General features: G+C 72.1%; 20 protein-coding genes and 1 pseudogene. 3 read left to right on the top strand and 18 right to left on the bottom strand.

The features are described from left to right. Window positions 1-5: 5 nt before the first annotated feature. The 12 genes and pseudogenes from ACZ7SW_RS07725 to ACZ7SW_RS07780 form a co-directional block, all read right to left on the bottom strand. Window positions 6-1,115: a CHAD domain-containing protein gene (locus ACZ7SW_RS07725; RefSeq protein WP_470229601.1), complete on the bottom strand. Its 1,110-nt coding sequence runs from the start codon at window positions 1,113-1,115 to the stop codon at window positions 6-8. Beyond that, window positions 1,112-1,516 carry a hypothetical protein gene (locus tag ACZ7SW_RS07730; protein WP_470229602.1) on the bottom strand — a complete coding sequence of 135 codons (405 nt, stop codon included), beginning with the start codon at window positions 1,514-1,516 and terminating at the stop codon, window positions 1,112-1,114. The genes ACZ7SW_RS07725 and ACZ7SW_RS07730 overlap by 4 nt, the downstream gene beginning before the upstream one ends. Continuing rightward, a complete protein-coding gene (locus ACZ7SW_RS07735) occupies window positions 1,513-2,403 on the bottom strand; it encodes a universal stress protein (protein ID WP_470229603.1) in 891 nt (296 codons plus the stop codon). Before ACZ7SW_RS07735 ends, ACZ7SW_RS07730 begins: the two co-directional genes overlap by 4 nt. Beyond that, window positions 2,390-2,671, bottom strand: coding sequence for a DUF1918 domain-containing protein (locus tag ACZ7SW_RS07740; RefSeq protein WP_470229604.1), 282 nt, complete (start codon window positions 2,669-2,671; stop codon window positions 2,390-2,392). The genes ACZ7SW_RS07735 and ACZ7SW_RS07740 overlap by 14 nt, the downstream gene beginning before the upstream one ends. Before the next feature lie 31 nt (window positions 2,672-2,702). Next, window positions 2,703-3,275 (bottom strand): CBS domain-containing protein, encoded by a 573-nt coding sequence (locus ACZ7SW_RS07745; RefSeq protein WP_470229605.1) that lies wholly within the window; start codon window positions 3,273-3,275, stop codon window positions 2,703-2,705. Between the two features lie 33 nt (window positions 3,276-3,308). Continuing rightward, window positions 3,309-4,136, bottom strand: coding sequence for a universal stress protein (locus tag ACZ7SW_RS07750; RefSeq protein WP_470229606.1), 828 nt, complete (start codon window positions 4,134-4,136; stop codon window positions 3,309-3,311). 69 nt (window positions 4,137-4,205) lie between these two features. Further along, the gene (locus ACZ7SW_RS07755) at window positions 4,206-4,724 is read right to left on the bottom strand and encodes a polyphosphate kinase 2 family protein (protein ID WP_470229923.1); all 519 of its coding nucleotides are present in this window, start codon (window positions 4,722-4,724) and stop codon (window positions 4,206-4,208) included. 30 nt (window positions 4,725-4,754) lie between these two features. After that, window positions 4,755-4,839 (bottom strand): annotated as a pseudogene (locus ACZ7SW_RS07760) (hypothetical protein); the annotation flags it as partial. Between the two features lie 82 nt (window positions 4,840-4,921). Then, entirely contained in the window at window positions 4,922-5,560 is a 639-nt protein-coding gene (locus ACZ7SW_RS07765; RefSeq protein ID WP_470229607.1) for a CBS domain-containing protein, read from the bottom strand. Between the two features lie 123 nt (window positions 5,561-5,683). Continuing rightward, window positions 5,684-6,085, bottom strand: a complete 402-nt coding sequence (locus ACZ7SW_RS07770; protein WP_470229608.1) for a DUF6010 family protein — start codon at window positions 6,083-6,085, stop codon at window positions 5,684-5,686. A gap of 97 nt (window positions 6,086-6,182) precedes the next feature. Continuing rightward, window positions 6,183-7,061, bottom strand: coding sequence for a universal stress protein (locus ACZ7SW_RS07775; RefSeq protein ID WP_470229609.1), 879 nt, complete (start codon window positions 7,059-7,061; stop codon window positions 6,183-6,185). Continuing rightward, window positions 7,061-8,071: an Acg family FMN-binding oxidoreductase gene (locus ACZ7SW_RS07780; protein ID WP_470229610.1), complete on the bottom strand. Its 1,011-nt coding sequence runs from the start codon at window positions 8,069-8,071 to the stop codon at window positions 7,061-7,063. The genes ACZ7SW_RS07775 and ACZ7SW_RS07780 overlap by 1 nt, the downstream gene beginning before the upstream one ends. 415 nt (window positions 8,072-8,486) lie before the next feature. Between ACZ7SW_RS07780 and ACZ7SW_RS07785 the strand changes: the two genes are divergently transcribed. The 3 genes from ACZ7SW_RS07785 to ACZ7SW_RS07795 are packed head-to-tail and all read left to right on the top strand — an operon-like array spanning window position 8,487 to window position 9,735. Further along, window positions 8,487-9,083, top strand: coding sequence for a hypothetical protein (locus ACZ7SW_RS07785; protein ID WP_470229611.1), 597 nt, complete (start codon window positions 8,487-8,489; stop codon window positions 9,081-9,083). Then, the gene (locus ACZ7SW_RS07790; protein ID WP_470229612.1) at window positions 9,071-9,373 is read left to right on the top strand and encodes a hypothetical protein; all 303 of its coding nucleotides are present in this window, start codon (window positions 9,071-9,073) and stop codon (window positions 9,371-9,373) included. The genes ACZ7SW_RS07785 and ACZ7SW_RS07790 overlap by 13 nt, the downstream gene beginning before the upstream one ends. Beyond that, window positions 9,370-9,735 carry a hypothetical protein gene (locus ACZ7SW_RS07795; protein ID WP_470229613.1) on the top strand — a complete coding sequence of 122 codons (366 nt, stop codon included), beginning with the start codon at window positions 9,370-9,372 and terminating at the stop codon, window positions 9,733-9,735. The genes ACZ7SW_RS07790 and ACZ7SW_RS07795 overlap by 4 nt, the downstream gene beginning before the upstream one ends. Window positions 9,736-9,845: 110 nt before the next feature. Here ACZ7SW_RS07795 and ACZ7SW_RS07800 read toward each other — a convergent pair whose 3' ends face one another. From ACZ7SW_RS07800 to ACZ7SW_RS07825, 6 genes are all read right to left on the bottom strand, one after another. Then, window positions 9,846-10,397: an HD domain-containing protein gene (locus ACZ7SW_RS07800; protein ID WP_470229614.1), complete on the bottom strand. Its 552-nt coding sequence runs from the start codon at window positions 10,395-10,397 to the stop codon at window positions 9,846-9,848. Window positions 10,398-10,798: 401 nt separating this feature from the next. Then, window positions 10,799-11,305: a universal stress protein gene (locus ACZ7SW_RS07805; RefSeq protein WP_470229615.1), complete on the bottom strand. Its 507-nt coding sequence runs from the start codon at window positions 11,303-11,305 to the stop codon at window positions 10,799-10,801. Window positions 11,306-11,415: 110 nt separating this feature from the next. Beyond that, window positions 11,416-12,042 (bottom strand): hypothetical protein, encoded by a 627-nt coding sequence (locus ACZ7SW_RS07810; RefSeq protein ID WP_470229616.1) that lies wholly within the window; start codon window positions 12,040-12,042, stop codon window positions 11,416-11,418. Beyond that, window positions 12,039-12,449, bottom strand: coding sequence for a hypothetical protein (locus tag ACZ7SW_RS07815; protein WP_470229617.1), 411 nt, complete (start codon window positions 12,447-12,449; stop codon window positions 12,039-12,041). The genes ACZ7SW_RS07810 and ACZ7SW_RS07815 overlap by 4 nt, the downstream gene beginning before the upstream one ends. Then, window positions 12,415-13,539, bottom strand: a complete 1,125-nt coding sequence (locus ACZ7SW_RS07820) for an acetate/propionate family kinase (RefSeq protein WP_470229618.1) — start codon at window positions 13,537-13,539, stop codon at window positions 12,415-12,417. The genes ACZ7SW_RS07815 and ACZ7SW_RS07820 overlap by 35 nt, the downstream gene beginning before the upstream one ends. Beyond that, window positions 13,527-13,979 (bottom strand): acetate--CoA ligase family protein, encoded by a 453-nt coding sequence (locus ACZ7SW_RS07825; protein WP_470229619.1) that lies wholly within the window; start codon window positions 13,977-13,979, stop codon window positions 13,527-13,529. The genes ACZ7SW_RS07820 and ACZ7SW_RS07825 overlap by 13 nt, the downstream gene beginning before the upstream one ends. Window positions 13,980-14,031 lie beyond the last annotated feature (52 nt).

Here is a 14,031-nt window from a genome sequence, read left to right on the forward strand (position 1 = left end):
CGTCCTCAGCGCCGCAGCGGAGCCAGCTGCCGGTATGCCTCGCGCCATGCGGCGGGAAGCGCCTCGGCGCACTGCTGGGCGCAGCGGATCTCGGCTTCCAGCACCAGGGTGTGGGCCCGCGTCCCCTCGCCGGCCTCGATGAGCGCGCGCAGCCTGCCCTGCGCGACCACGGCGTCCTGGTACTCGCCGAGCAGTTCTCGCAATCCCCGCAAGGTCTTCAGCACCTGGGACCGATCGACGGGCAAAGCCGTGCCCGCCGCCTCGACCGCGTACCGGAGTCGCTTCACGCTCGTGCGCACCGCGTGCACGGTTCCCTCGCCGACCTGGGAATCGGTTTCCTCGACCACCGTCCAGACCAGTCCCGGAAGCACCTTCTCCGCCGCTCGACGCGCGCGTTTTCCTTGTGCGCCAGCGCTTTGCTCGCGCAGCACGACCAGGAACACGTCGAGCGCGTTCAGCAGTCGCAGGTACCGCGGCGAGTCGAGGACGACCGCGCACTCGGCGGCCGCTTCGTCCGCCTGCGCGGCGAAAACCTGTTCGGCACCGGTGCGCACCTCGTCCGAAACCGAACCGGGCGGCAGCTGGTCCAGCACGGCGACGAACCGGGCACGTCGCAGCTCGGGGTCTCTAGCCGGTCCGACACTCGCGCCGAGCCAGCGCAACGCCAACCGGAATCTCCCGGCGAGCCGCCCGCCGAGCACCGGCGCGAAAGTCTCCAGCGTGGCCCGGATCCGCCGGGCGGCCACCCGAAGATCGTGCACGCTTTCGGGTTCCTCCAGCCGCACCGCGAGATCGGCGCGCGCGAGCGCTTCGACTTGGCGCTCCAGATAAGCGAGCACCACCTGCCGGGCCGTGCGGGGCTCCTCGCCAGCGCCCCGTTCGTCGCCGGGCTGCGTTGGCATCGGCACCAAATCCAGGTCCCTGCTGTACGCGCGGACCAGCTTCGACAGCTCGTGCGGCACCTGTTCCACGCCTGGAGCCTCGACGCGGCATCCCCGGCCGTCGCCGAAATCGAGCTGCCACGCGCTGCCCGCGCGGCTGATCGCCATTCCGTTCCGCCGCAGCCGCAGGCCGGTCGTGTCGTAATACGTCACCGGCCGCGCCGCGCGCGTCATGACGGCACCGCCCGCTGCGCGAACCTGCACAGCAGGACCAGCAGCACGGCCAGGGTGAGCGTCACCCACTGCACCGGCTCGCCGAAGCCCAGCACGACGAACTGGATCGCGAGCCAGCCGGCGAGCACGACGCTCGCGGCGTATCCGAACCAGTGCGCCCCCGGGTCGCCGCGCCACGCCGCCAGCGCGGCCCAGCTCAGCGTGCCGCCGATCGCGATCACAAGAGCCAGCCCGGGCAGCTCCCAGCTGGACAGCCCAAGCGGCACGAGGGCGGCGATCGGCAGCCGGAACCCGGGCGCGCCGACCATCAGGCAGATGCCGCCGGCCAGTGCCCCCGCCGCGAAAACCGTCTCGTAGGTCGCGAGCACCCGTTGGGCGGCCCGGCCGCGCGCCGTGGTCACGGCAGGCTCCTCGGCCGGACGACCGCCACCGGGCAGGTCGAGTGTGCGAGCAGGGCCTGGCTGGTGGAGCCGAGAAGCATCCCGGTGAACCCGCCGCGGCCCCGGCTGCCGACCACGACCAGCTGCGCGTCCTCGCCGTGCTCCAGCAGGGTGCGCACCGGCCGTCCGCGCACGATCTCCACGTCGATCAGCAGGTCCGGATATTTCTCCCGCCACAGCGCGAGCTGCCCCTCGATCCGGCAGCGTTCGCCCGCCGCGATCTCGTCCGGCACGATCTCCATGCTCCGCGGGGAACCGTCCAGGCCCAGTTCGTTCCAGGTGTGCACGACCGCGAGCGACGTTTTCCGCGCGGTCGCTTCGGCACAGGCGAACCCGAGCGCTTCGTCGCTGTCGGCCGCACCGTCCAGCCCGACCACGACGGGTCCGGCCGAGAGCGGGACGTCGTCCGGCATCCGCCCGCGCACGACCACGACCGGGCACAGCGCGTGCGCCGCCAGCGCCACCGCCGTGGATCCGACGAGCAGCCCGGTGAACCCGCCGAGCCCGCGCGAACCCAGCACCACCAGTTCGGCGCCGCGGCTTTCCCGCAGCAGCACGGCGACGGGGCTCCCTTCGGCGACGACTCGCTCGATCCGCAATGCGGGCCGCTGCTGCCGCACTGCGGCTTCGGCCTCGTCAAGCCAGCTCTTCGCTTGGCTCTCCAGCCCGCTGCGCACGTCGGCCACGAACAGATCGGTAAGGCCCGGCGACGGGATCAGGTACGCCTGCACCAGCCGCAGCGGCGAGCTCCGGTTCTGTGCTTCCCGGGCCGCCCACACCGCGGCGTTGCGCGCCGACGCGGAACCGTCGATCCCGGCCAGCACCACTCTTTCGTCAGGTCCGGGCATCACGCGCTCCTCTCCTGGCCCGCCGCAGCACGCGCGACCGGTCGAACCGGTCGCGTTCGCTCCGGTCCTGTTCGGACACCTCGGCCTCGGTGAGCACGATCGCGTCCGATCCGGGGAACACCGTCGTGACGCGGTCGTCGGCGAGCCAGCGCACCGTGAACGGCGGGCTGCCGTCCGGCTTCCCGGTCGCGACGATCCGGCCGCGCTTCTCCGGCAGATCCAGCCGGACGCCCCTCACCACCAGCCAGTCGCCGGGCTGTGCGCGCATTTCTCCTCCTCGGTCCGGATGCCCGCGGAACTCACCGCGCGGCGGAAAGCTCTACTGCCAGCACACCTTCCACGGTCCGGGCGAGAGCGGAGACGAGCCGGCGTTCGGCTTCGTCGGCGAACGCGCCGCGGACGTTCACCATCCCGCCGGTGACGGACACGTCCCACCGGTGCTGATGCCCGCCGTAATCGCTCAGCAGCGCGCGCAGCCGGGACGCGATCGCGTCGTCGCGGCGGACCAGCGGAGCCAGCAGATCGCGGCGGCTGACGATCCCGGCCAGCCCGCCCTCGTCGACCACGGGCACGCTGCGCAACCGGTCGATGAGCATCCGCGCCGCGATGTCGCTCCCGTCGGCGTCGAGGCCGACCGTCTCGACCGATTTGGTCATCACGGCGTCCACTCGCAGATCCGGGGCTACCGGTTCGCCGGTCAGGACGCCGGCCAGCGCGTCCGCCTCGGTGAAGAGGCCGACGACCCGATTGCCCTCGTCGACCACCGGCAGCGCCGCGACACAGTTGTCGGTCAGCAGCGCGATCGCTTCGCGGACCGACGTTCCCGGTCCGACCCGGACCACCGGCCGGGTCATGATGTCCCGTGCTCGCACGGCATTCTCCTCGCTTCTCGTCGGACTGGCGGCTCAGTGCACGACCGCGACCGGGCACTCCGAGTGCGCGAGCAACCGGTTCCCGGTCGACCCGAGCAGCCCTCCCGCGAGCGGGCCGCGGCCGCGACTGCCGATCACGACCAGTCGCGCGTCCTCGACCGCCATCAGCGCCCGCGCGGCCGAACGCTCCCGCACCGCCAGCGTGCGGACCTCGACCGCCGGGTATTTCTCCGCCCATACGGCAATCCGCTCGCGCAGCGCGCGATCCTCCGCCTCGGGACACCCGGGCTCGTCGGGCAGCGCCCCATGCCACGCGCGCACCGCGACCAAGCGCGTCTGCCCGGTCGCCGCCGCGTCGAAGGCGAACTCCAGCACGCGCTCGTCACCGTCCACGCCGACCACGACCGCACCGTCCGCGACCGTGCGCCCGCGCACGACCACCACCGGACAGGACGCGCTCGCCGCGACCCGCGAGGCGACCGAACCGATCGCCGCGCCGCGCAGCCCGCCGAGCCCGTGCGAACCGAGCACGACCAACGACACCGACCGGGAGAGTTCGATGAGCAGATCGGCCGCGAATCCGACGCTCGCGACCAGTTGGGTCCGCACCCCCGGAGCCGTGTCCTCGGCCACCCGCGCGGCCCAGCTCAGCCAGCGGTGCGTGCGTCCGAACAGCTCATGCGCCTTCCGCTCCGAGCCTTCCCCGGAAACGTCGGCTGGCTCGCCGATCCCGGCGCGGAACAGCTCCAGCCGGCAGTCCCGCCGCTTCGCTTCCTCGGCCGCCCAGCGGACCGGAGCCAGCGAGGTCTCCGATTCGTCGATCCCGACCAGCACCACGTCGCCGGGCTTGTTCGCGGTCACCGCTCGCCTCCCGTTCCGCCGCCGGTTCCGGCGGCCCCTTCCACCGTCGCTCGCCGAGGCCGGTGCGGGTCAGAGCCCGAAGTCCCTTCCCCCGGGGACGAAAGCGGGATGTTGTGTCCGCAGGGCCGCCGCGTGGCCGGGCACCGCGCGCAGCAAACGCCGGTCGGTCCGCGCGTAGCCGGAACCGCGGGGGCGGGGCGGCAGCTTCACCGGCGGAGGCGGGACCTCCCGGTACGGCACACTGGACAGCAGGTGCGCGATCATGTTGAGCCTGCCGCGCCGTTGCTCGTCGCCGTCCACCACGTACCACGGGGAATCCGGGGTGTCCGTGTGCACAAACATGTCGTCCTTGGCGCGCGAGTAGCCGTCCCATCTCGACACCGATTCGGGATCCACTGTGGACAGTTTCCAGCGGCGGAGCGGATCCTCGATCCGTGTGCGGAAGCGGCGTTCCTGTTCGTCCCGGCTCGCGGAGAACCAGTACTTGCACGATCTCCCCCGCCGCGGGCAGCTGCGCGACGTACCGCTGGAAGTATCACTGCGTGGTCTCCCGGTCAGTGGGCCGGGCAGCGCGGCGATCCGCACCACGCGCGGGCCGAGGTGCTCGGTGAAGCGCTTGATCGCGCTCCCCTTGCCCGCCGCATACCTCGAACACCACGACGAGCCGGGCTCCCTCGTGGCGCACCCATTCCCGCAGTTTCACCAGTTCGATCTGGAGGCGGGCCAGCTCCGCCTCGTAGACCGCCCGGGCAGCCGGGCCCTCCCGCGTTTCGCGGCCACTCGCGTCAGGCGACGTCGTCCCAGACGTAGTCGAGGCCGTTGCAGACCGCGACCACGCCCGGGACGGCTTCGATCAGCCGGGTGACCGGAGCGATCTCGCTGCGCCGCTCCACGCGGCCGGCGACGGTGACCACTCCGGCGTGCACCATGGCGCGCGCCCGGTCCGGGCCGAGGTGCAGCGTCTCGTACAGGATGCCGGTCACGACGTCGCGTTCGATCTCGGGGTCCGGACGGGTCAGCGCGCGCAGTACGTCGCGCCGGGCGACGACTCCCGCCGGGCGGCCGTCCCGCACGACGAACAATCGCCGCAGCCCGGTTTTCTCCAGCTTGGCCGCCGCCGCGGACACCGTGTCGTCCGCGGCGATCGTGACGACCGGAGCCGTCATCACCTCGCGCGCGCTCCGCCCCTCGGCTTTCCGGGCTTCCCCGCGGCGCCGCCACCGGAACTGGCCGCCCCGCACCATCGGCAGCAAGTCCTTTTCGGACACCACGCCGACGAGGGACCCGGCGTGGTCGACGACCGCGACCGCGCTGATCCCTTCCCTGGCCAGCATCGCGGCGATTTCTTTCACCGGAGTCTCGGCCCGCACACAGAGCGGGCGGGCCGTCATCACCTCGGAAACCGGTGTCGTGATCGTCTTCATCGTTCCTCCGTGAGGTCCGCGTGTTCCCTGTGCTGCCTCGAAAATAGACAGGGGGACCGCCCCGGCACGCCGGTCCGGAGTCATCGGCGCGAAGGACCAATGTCCTCGGTGACAGAAGCGAGGTCAGGCCCGTACGGAGACCAGTTTCGCGCGAACGTCCTTTACCGACATTCCTCCGGTAAAGCACCAGATGGCGATCACCGGGTCGCAGATCGCGCAGCCCAGCGACGAAGTGTGCGCGAACGGGAGAATCGGCGCGCCCTTGAGGTGGTGCAGCACATCAAGGGCCGTGTGCAGGAGCCAGGCGAGCCCGACGAACGCCCAGGATTTCAGGCCGCGATAGGCGCAGTACGTCACCGCGGCCGTGAAGATCAGTTCCACGGGGCCGAAAGCGCCGCTGCTCAGGTATGCGGCTCCGGCGCCCGCGACCATGATCGCGTTGAAACTGCGGCGGTGCGGCTCGGCGAGGAAGGAGTTGAGCAGCGTGTAGGCAATGCCGATGAGAACGGCGGAAACGATGAGCACAGTCCGACGCTAGAGCGGCGGGCCCGCGTGGGTAACCGGCCGGAGAGCCAATTTCCGCCGGGTTCTCGCCAACGGCGCTCCGTCTCGGGGACCGCGTTCACCAGTCGTCCGCGGCGTGGGCACCCGTCCGGACGACCAGCACCGGACATCCGGCGTGGTGCAGCAGTGCGTGGCTCGTCGAGCCGAGCACCATGCCGGTGAACCCGCCCCGGCCGCGGCTGCCCAGCACCACCAGCGAGGCCCGCGCGCTCCACTCGAGCAACCGGTCGCGCGGCCGGTCCTGTTCGACGACCTGCTCGACGCGCACGTCCGGGTACAGCGAGCCGTAGCCGGACAGTCGTTGCGCCAGCAGCCGGTGCTCGGCTTCCCTCGCCTCGAACGGGAAATCGCGGTCGCCGAACAGCCGGGTGCGGTCGGCGTCGAGCCAGGCGTGCAGAGCGACCAGCGGCACTCCGTGGACCGCGGCTTCCTCGAAAGCGCAGGCGATCGCCGCGTCGCTGAGCGGGCTTCCGTCGACGCCGACGACAACCGGGCCTTCGGTGTGGACCGTGCCCCGGACCACCACCACCGGACAGTGCGCGTGCGCGGCGAGGTCGATGTCCGGGGATCCCGCGAGAAGCCCGGACAGCGTGCCGGTCGGTGCGCCCAGCACCAGCAGCCGCGCTTTCGCCGAGGATTCCCGCAGCGCGACCTCGGGGCCCGCCGGGCTCGTCTCGACGGCGATCCGGACGCGCGGCTCGGCCTGCTCGAGATCCTCCCGGACGGCTTGCAGCACCTCCTCCGCTGCGATCTCTTTCGCCTCCAGCCACTCCGCGGGCGGATACCGTCCGCCCGCGAAGCCGCTGTCCGCGAGGCCGAACGCCACCAGCACGGTCAGCGGAACGTGGCGCAAGACCGCCTCGCGCGCCGCCCATCGTGCGGCTGCCGCGGCGTGTTCGCTTCCATCGACGCCGACCAGGATCGGGCTGGTGTCCATCACCGCTCCCGCCACCTCTCGCCGAGCACCTCGGCGACACCGCGACGCAGGCTCGACGGCGTCACCCTGGTCGAACGCCCCAGCCGCAGCAGCGCTTGCGGGAACCCGGCGAGCTGACAGTCCTCGCACAGCGCCGAGCGCACCTCGGGCACTCGCAGCGGCTGTGTCAGCACCGCACCGGCCAATCCGAGGGTGACTCCTTCGAGCCAGCTGCGCTCCAACGCGTAGCCGGCGCGGATGTGGTCGATGCGCGCGTCGCCGGCCGTCGTGAACAGCAGCACCGTTTCGGCCTCCAGCCGTTCCCGCAGCACGACCGGGTCGGGCACGACTGTCGTCCGGCGCACCAGTCCCGCCCACGGCACTTCACCGGGCGGCAGGGCGGAGAACCGGATTCCCGCTCCGTGCCGGTGCGCGGCCTCGTCCCGCATCGTCCAGAGCTCAAGTTCGCGTTGGTAGGGTCCGTCGTCCTGGAGGGCCCGGGCGGCGTGCTCGAAGAGCTTCGCCAGCCGATCCATTTCGCCCATCCGGGTCGCCTCGACCCCGGTCGTCACCGCGGCCCGGAGAACCCGCGCGGTCTGCGCGGTGCCGACCGGCAGGCCGGTGAACGCGCCGCGGTGGCTGCGCCGCACCATGATCGCCCCGTAGCGCTGCAGGTCCTGGTCGGTCGGCGGCAACGGCTCCGCCGCGTCGACCCGGGCGACGACGTCCGGCTGCTCCGGGCACGGCAGCACGGTCACCTCGGCCCGGCGGCCGAGGACCCGCACCGCCAGCTCCAGATTCGCCAGCGCCGTCCCGCAGGAGATCGCCAGATCACGGCGGCGGGGATCGTGGTGCGGCAACGTGACATCGGTGCGCTCGCGCAGCAGGATCGCGCCGTCGGTCAGCTCGACCCGCCAAGGCTGCGTGTTGTGCACCGAGGGCGCGCGCAGGACTGAACGGCCCAGCACCTCCGCTTCGGCGAGCGTCCACTCGCCGGACCGGCGGACGGACGCAGTGGCTGTCTTCTCCATCGCGGTCACTCCTGTCGTTCCGGACAAGAAGAGCCAACCCCCAGCGGCCCACTCCGCGCGCCGGTCGCAAGCCACCGGATGCAGGGACCAACGTCACCGATGCTCCCGACCGTCTCCGCCGCGACCGTCCAAAGTGCTGCCCCGCCGCAGCGGGCCGGCGGGATCTCGCGCAACGGCTCGGAATCCGCCTCGCCAGTGGACCCGGGCAGCGGTCCGCCGCGCCCGCGGCCTCCCCCGACGAGCGGCTGGCCAGAGCTGGCAGCTGCTCAGCCGGACTGTCCCCGGCCGCACGTCGACGCCGGAGGACTTCTCCGCGCCGGTCCGCGCCCAACGGCCCGTCCGGCGGGGACTTTCGGCTCCAGAGCCGCCGTCGCCCGACGGATCAGACTCGGGCCAGAGACGAATGGAGGTCCCCATGTCCGTCGAATCCCAGCACGGCACACCCCCGGCCAGCCGGATTCCCGCCAGCCACACCGAAACGGTCGCGCAGCAGCCTTGGGCAAGCTACGGGGCCCGGGCGCTCGCAGTCCTGCGGATCGCCGCCGGGGTGCTGTTCCTGTGGCCGTTCGCCGACAAACTGTTCGGCCTGGGCTACTCCACGCCCTCCGCCGGAGCCTGGCTCCACGGCGGCTCGCCCACCAACGGATTCCTGAGCAAGGTCGACGTCGGCCCGTTCGCGCCGATGTTCCACGCGTGGGCCGGAACCTGGTGGGCCGACTGGCTGTTCATGCTGAGCCTGCTCGGCATCGGACTCGCCCTGGTCACCGGAGCCGGACTGCGGATCGCCGCGATCTCCGGCACCGTGCTCCTGGTGCTCATGTGGGCCGCGGAATGGCCGCCCGCCCGCACCACCGGCGCGGGTGCGCCCACGCATTCGACCAACCCGATCCTCGACTACCACCTGGTCTACGCCCTCGTCCTGATCGCGCTCGCCGCGACGTGCGCCGGGGACACCTGGGGCATCGGCCGCCGCTGGTCCGCCTTCGTCGGCGACCGGACTTGGCTGCGCTGAACCGTTTCCGGGCGTCCGCCGTCCTGGCGGACGCCCGCAGTCCGGCGAAGGCACTCGTGTCCGACGGCCCCGGACGCCGGACGTGGACCGACCACCCGGACCCGGAAATCCTCGCACCGACCGACGCGATCGTCCGGACCGACGCCGTCCCCCTCTGCGGCACCGACCTGCTCATCCGGAAAGGCGACGTCCCCGAGATCGAACGCGGCTGGATCCTCGGCCAACTAGTCGACGGCTCGCGCGGGTCCCGTTCGCCGACACCTCCGTTTACCGGCTGCCGCCGTCGGTGAGCGACGAAGCGGCACTGTTGCTGGCCGACCTCATCCCCACGTCCGACGAGGTCGGAGTCCGCAATGGACAGGTCGGCCCCGGCGACGTCGTGGCGATCGTCGGCGCGGACCCGATCGGCCTCGCGGCGATCACCGCGGCCCGGCTCTACAGCCCGTCGTCGATCATCGTGACCGACAAGGAACCCACCCGGCTCGCGGCGGCCAAAGCGGCCTGCGCCGAGGTGACCGTCCAGCCCTCGGATCCGGAACGTCACCATCACCACCGGTCTCGTCGACACGTCCAGCACGCCGATGCTGGCCAGCGGGCACCTCGACGTCGGCCGGATGGTCACGCACCGGTTTGGGTTGCAGGAGATGGATGAGGCGTATGACGTTTTCGCGCATCCGCAGGACAGCGGCGCGTTGAAGGCGGCGTTGTTCCGCGGGTGAGCTGAATTCGTCAAGGCTGGGCGATCCGACGACGCTGGCAGATCTACTCGCGTTGAGCCGCAGCCAGCCGACGTTCCGTGCGTTCGACCGCCACGCGCAGGACAGGCGCCGCGATCAGCCAGGTTTGGTGGACTGGGTCGGAAACGGGATAGCGGGAGAGGATTTCCGAGATCCTCTCGTCGTACGAAACGCGAGCCCCGCCGGGGCCGGTCGTCAGGTCGGCGGCGACCAGCGCGTCCAGGAGCGCGGTGTCTTCGAACGGAAACTCGGCGAGTTGCTCCGACCTGCCCCGCTGCTCCGCCTCGAACCTCGCGCCGGAGTGCTGCGCGACGAGGTTCACCACCGCTTCAGGCCATCCGTTCGCTTTCAGGTACCGGGCACCGTCGAGCGGATGGAAGCGGGTGTGGCCGATTTCGGGCGCGTAACCGATGTCGTGCAGCCAGGCCGCAGCGACGAGCGTCGGCCGCTCCGCCTCGGGGACCGCGCGAGCAAGCTCCTCCGCGCGACTCGCGACAGCTCGCACGTGCTCCCAACGCCGCCCCAGCGGCTTGACGAACCTCTCGCCGACCTCTCGCGCTTCCGCCACGAGTTCCATGCCGTCCGACGTTACCGGCCCGCCAGACCTGCTGCCCCGGTCGCGGGGAACGCCGCACCTCCACGAGGTCGCGGCCCGACGAGCTCCCGGACGACGGATCGGCCGGTCCGGGAACAGCGCTCCCGCCGCGGGCTCCCCGGCTGGATCTTCCGGTCGTCCAGCTTCACTCGCAGCTGCTCCCGCACCTCGACCACCCCTTCGTGCACGCACTTCCTCGCGAATGTCGTTGTCCGGACGCGAACACGCCCGCACGAGGTCCGCCCGGGAGACGATCCCGGCCATCGTGCCGTCCGGTTTCGAGCACCGGCAGCCGGTGCGTCTCCATCAACTGAGCCGCGACCCGCGTGACACCGGTCGTCGTCACCGAGCGAATCCGGCGCACCCTCTCCATTTTCCTCTCCTCACAACAAGGGCCCGGGGTAGTACACGCCCGCGGTTTCCGCTTCCGGCAACGGTTCCCGCTCTTCGGCCGACCGGGCCGGGACGATCACCACCGGGCAGCGCGCGTGGCGCAGGCAGTGCTCGGAGACCGAGCCGACCAGCATGCGCAGCACCCGGCTGTGCCCGTGGCTGCCCAGCACCAGCATCGCCGCCTCCGCTGACGCGCGGACCAGTGCCGGGCCGGGTGCGCCGTCGATCGTGCCGCTGCGCACCCGCACTCCTTCGGCTTCGGCCCGCGCCTCGCTCAGCACGTGGTCCAGTTCGTGCTGGTACCGGGACGCGATTTCGCCCGGCGAACGGGTGACGGCCGATTCCAGGTCGGCGAGCGGGTCGAACGTCCAGGCCCGCAACGCCACCACGGTCCGGCCGCTCGTCTTCGCCTCCGCCAGTGCCCAGCGGACCGCCGCGGCGCTGCCCGCCGATCCGTCGACGCCTACGACGATTTCGTGTTCATTCGCTGTGGTCATGGTTTTCTCCTCCACATCCGATTCGGCGCTCCTTTTCCGGCAGGACGCGGCGTCCGGGTCGACCGAAACCGGCGTGAGCCCCGCGCGCGAGATGTTCGGCGAACGCCGGATCAGCTCTCGAACACCAGAAGGACCGCCTGCGGCACCCTGCCCTGGTCCCCGGGGCGCACCTCAGTCGTCAGTCCGCGGACCGCGGCGGCGACCCGCAGCGAATGGGCCGCCGCGCCGACCAGAACGCGGTCGACGCAGCTCGCGCCTTCGGCGACCACCCCGAGACCCCGGCCGCCCGCGTGCCGCGACACCCGGGTGCGCGGCCAGGGGTTCTCCTCCGCCAGCGCGGCGAGCACGACCGGATCGTCGACCGGCACCGCACGGCCTCGCGGAGGCCCGGCGACCGCGCGCAAGGCGAGGTACCGGTTCCAGTCGCTCGCGGTCGCCGGGTCGTCCGCTCCGGGGGTCACCGCCGCGACCACGTCCGGGCGGCCCGGATCGTCCGGAAACGTCAATACCGGGCGGATTCCCAGTCCCCGCAGCACGATCCAGGCGGCGGACAGCGCGGTGCCGCATCCGGCGAGCACGTGCCGTCCGCCGGGATCGTGCCGGAGGCGGCCGACGCGGGCGATCGCCAGCTCGCCGGTCCGGGTCTCGACCACGAAGCGGCGCACGTCCAGCCGGGCCAGCGCGTCCACGAGCACCGCCCGCGCGCAGCGGTCCCAGGAGAAAGCGACTTCGGTCATCCGATCGCTCCGGCGGGTTTCGGTCTCGGCCTCGGGATCGAGGACGCTGGCCGGCAGGTCGCCAGCACAGTCTCGGCATCGGTCACCGTGACCCGGTCCGCGAGCCCGGCGGGCGCCGCCACCGGCAGTCCCGGCTCCGGCGGGACGAGCACCACCGGGACCAGTTTCCGCAGCGCGCACACGACCCCGAACTCGCGCGCCGTGACCTCGTCCCCGGTGCCGCGGACGTCCACCGCGAGCACCGGCGGGTCGGCGCGGTCGTCGAGCGGGCACGAGCAGCCCGGCACGAGGGCGCGGCAGATCCCTTCCCGCGAATGGCACCGGCTGACCCGGCACCCGTCGTCCCGCAACGGCCCGCTCAGCGCGTCGCAGTCACCGAACTTCGCTTCGGTCAGCAGAACGTGCACGATGCACCTCATTTCCCAGATCGGCGAGCACGGTTTCCGCACCGCGGGCGAGTTCCAGGTCTTCCCGGGCGCGGACCACGAGCACCGGCGCGGCCGAGCCGGACGCGCTGATCACCCGGTCCGCGTCGGACTGCCCGGGCCCTCCGACTCGCACCCCCAGCACGCCGAGGCCGCGGGCGACCTCGGCGACTGTTTCCGGCTGGTATTGCGCGACCCCGCCGGTGAACACCAGCGCGTCGAGGCGGTCGAGGCTGACCGCCGCCGCGCCGATTTCCCGGCGGAGCCGGTGGACGTAGACCTCGACCGCCAGCGCGGCGTCGGCGTTCCCGGCCGCGGCGGCCGTCCGCACCTCTCCGAGGTCGCCGCTGGTCCCGCTCATCCCGGCGAGGCCGGACCGGAGACACAGCGCGTCGGCCAGCTCGTCGGGACCCATCGGCGCGGTTTTCATGACGTGCAGCAGCAATCCCGGGTCGATCGAACCGGACCGGGTCGCCATCGCGGGCCCTTCCAGCGGGGTGAACCCCGTCGAGGTGTCCACGCTCCGCCCACCACGCACCGCGGTCACCGAGACCCCGGCTCCGACGTGGGCGCAGACCAGCTGCAGCTCATCGACGGGCCGCCGCAGCAGCTCCGCGGTACGGCGCACCGCGTACTGCACCGACAAACCGTGGAATCCGTAACGGCGCAACCGGTTCTGCTGCGTCCACTCGCGCGGCAGCGGATAGTGCGCGGCCGCGTCGGGCAGCTCCGCATGGAACGCGGTGTCGAAACAGGCCACCACCGGCACGCCGGGCAGGAGCTTCCGGACCTGCCGGGCGACCTCCAGCGACAGCGGCTGGTGGAGCGGTGCCAGCGGAACAAGCCGGTCGAGGTCCGCTATCACCCGGTCGGTCACCAGAACCGGCGTCTTCTGCGCGCCGCCGTGGACGAACCGCACCGCGACCGCGTCCGGCCGAGGCCAGCGCTCCACGGCATCGACGACAGCGCGGGACAATCCGTTCTGCCAGGCCGCCCAGCCGACGGCGGCGCCGTCGTGCACGACCGCCGCCTTCAAACTGGAGGACCCGGGGTTCAGGGTCAGGATTCGCATTGGCTTCTCCTCGCTCGGTCAGCCGGACAGCTTGCGCAGGTGCGGATCGGCGGGCTTCCGGCGCTCCAGCCGGACCCGGACGTCGAGCGCGGCGCACCCGTCCCCCCTGCGGCCACTGGATTCACGTCCAGTTCCGCCAGTTCCGGCACGAGCGTCGCCAGCCGTCCGGTCTTCCGCAGCAGTTCGCGTCCGGCGGCCCGGTCGATGCCGGACGCCCACCGCGCCTCGGCCGAGCGCGGGCCGTCGAGCAGCAGGTCCGCGCCCGGGCCGGTGAGCCGCGCGGCGCGGTCGGCCATCAGGTCGGTGTCGACCCCGCCCAGCCCGAACACCGGGTCCGATCGCATGCCCACGAGCAGTTCGCGGCCTTGGTCGGCCATCGGTTGGATCGCCACGCCGAGCAGCACGCCGCCCGCCGTTTTGTGCAGCAGCCCCCATGGCATCCGTCTTCATCGCGATCGGTGCGTGTTTCTCTCTTCGCGGGTGGTGTCGCAC

Source organism: Amycolatopsis sp. NPDC114484 (assembly GCF_055633755.1).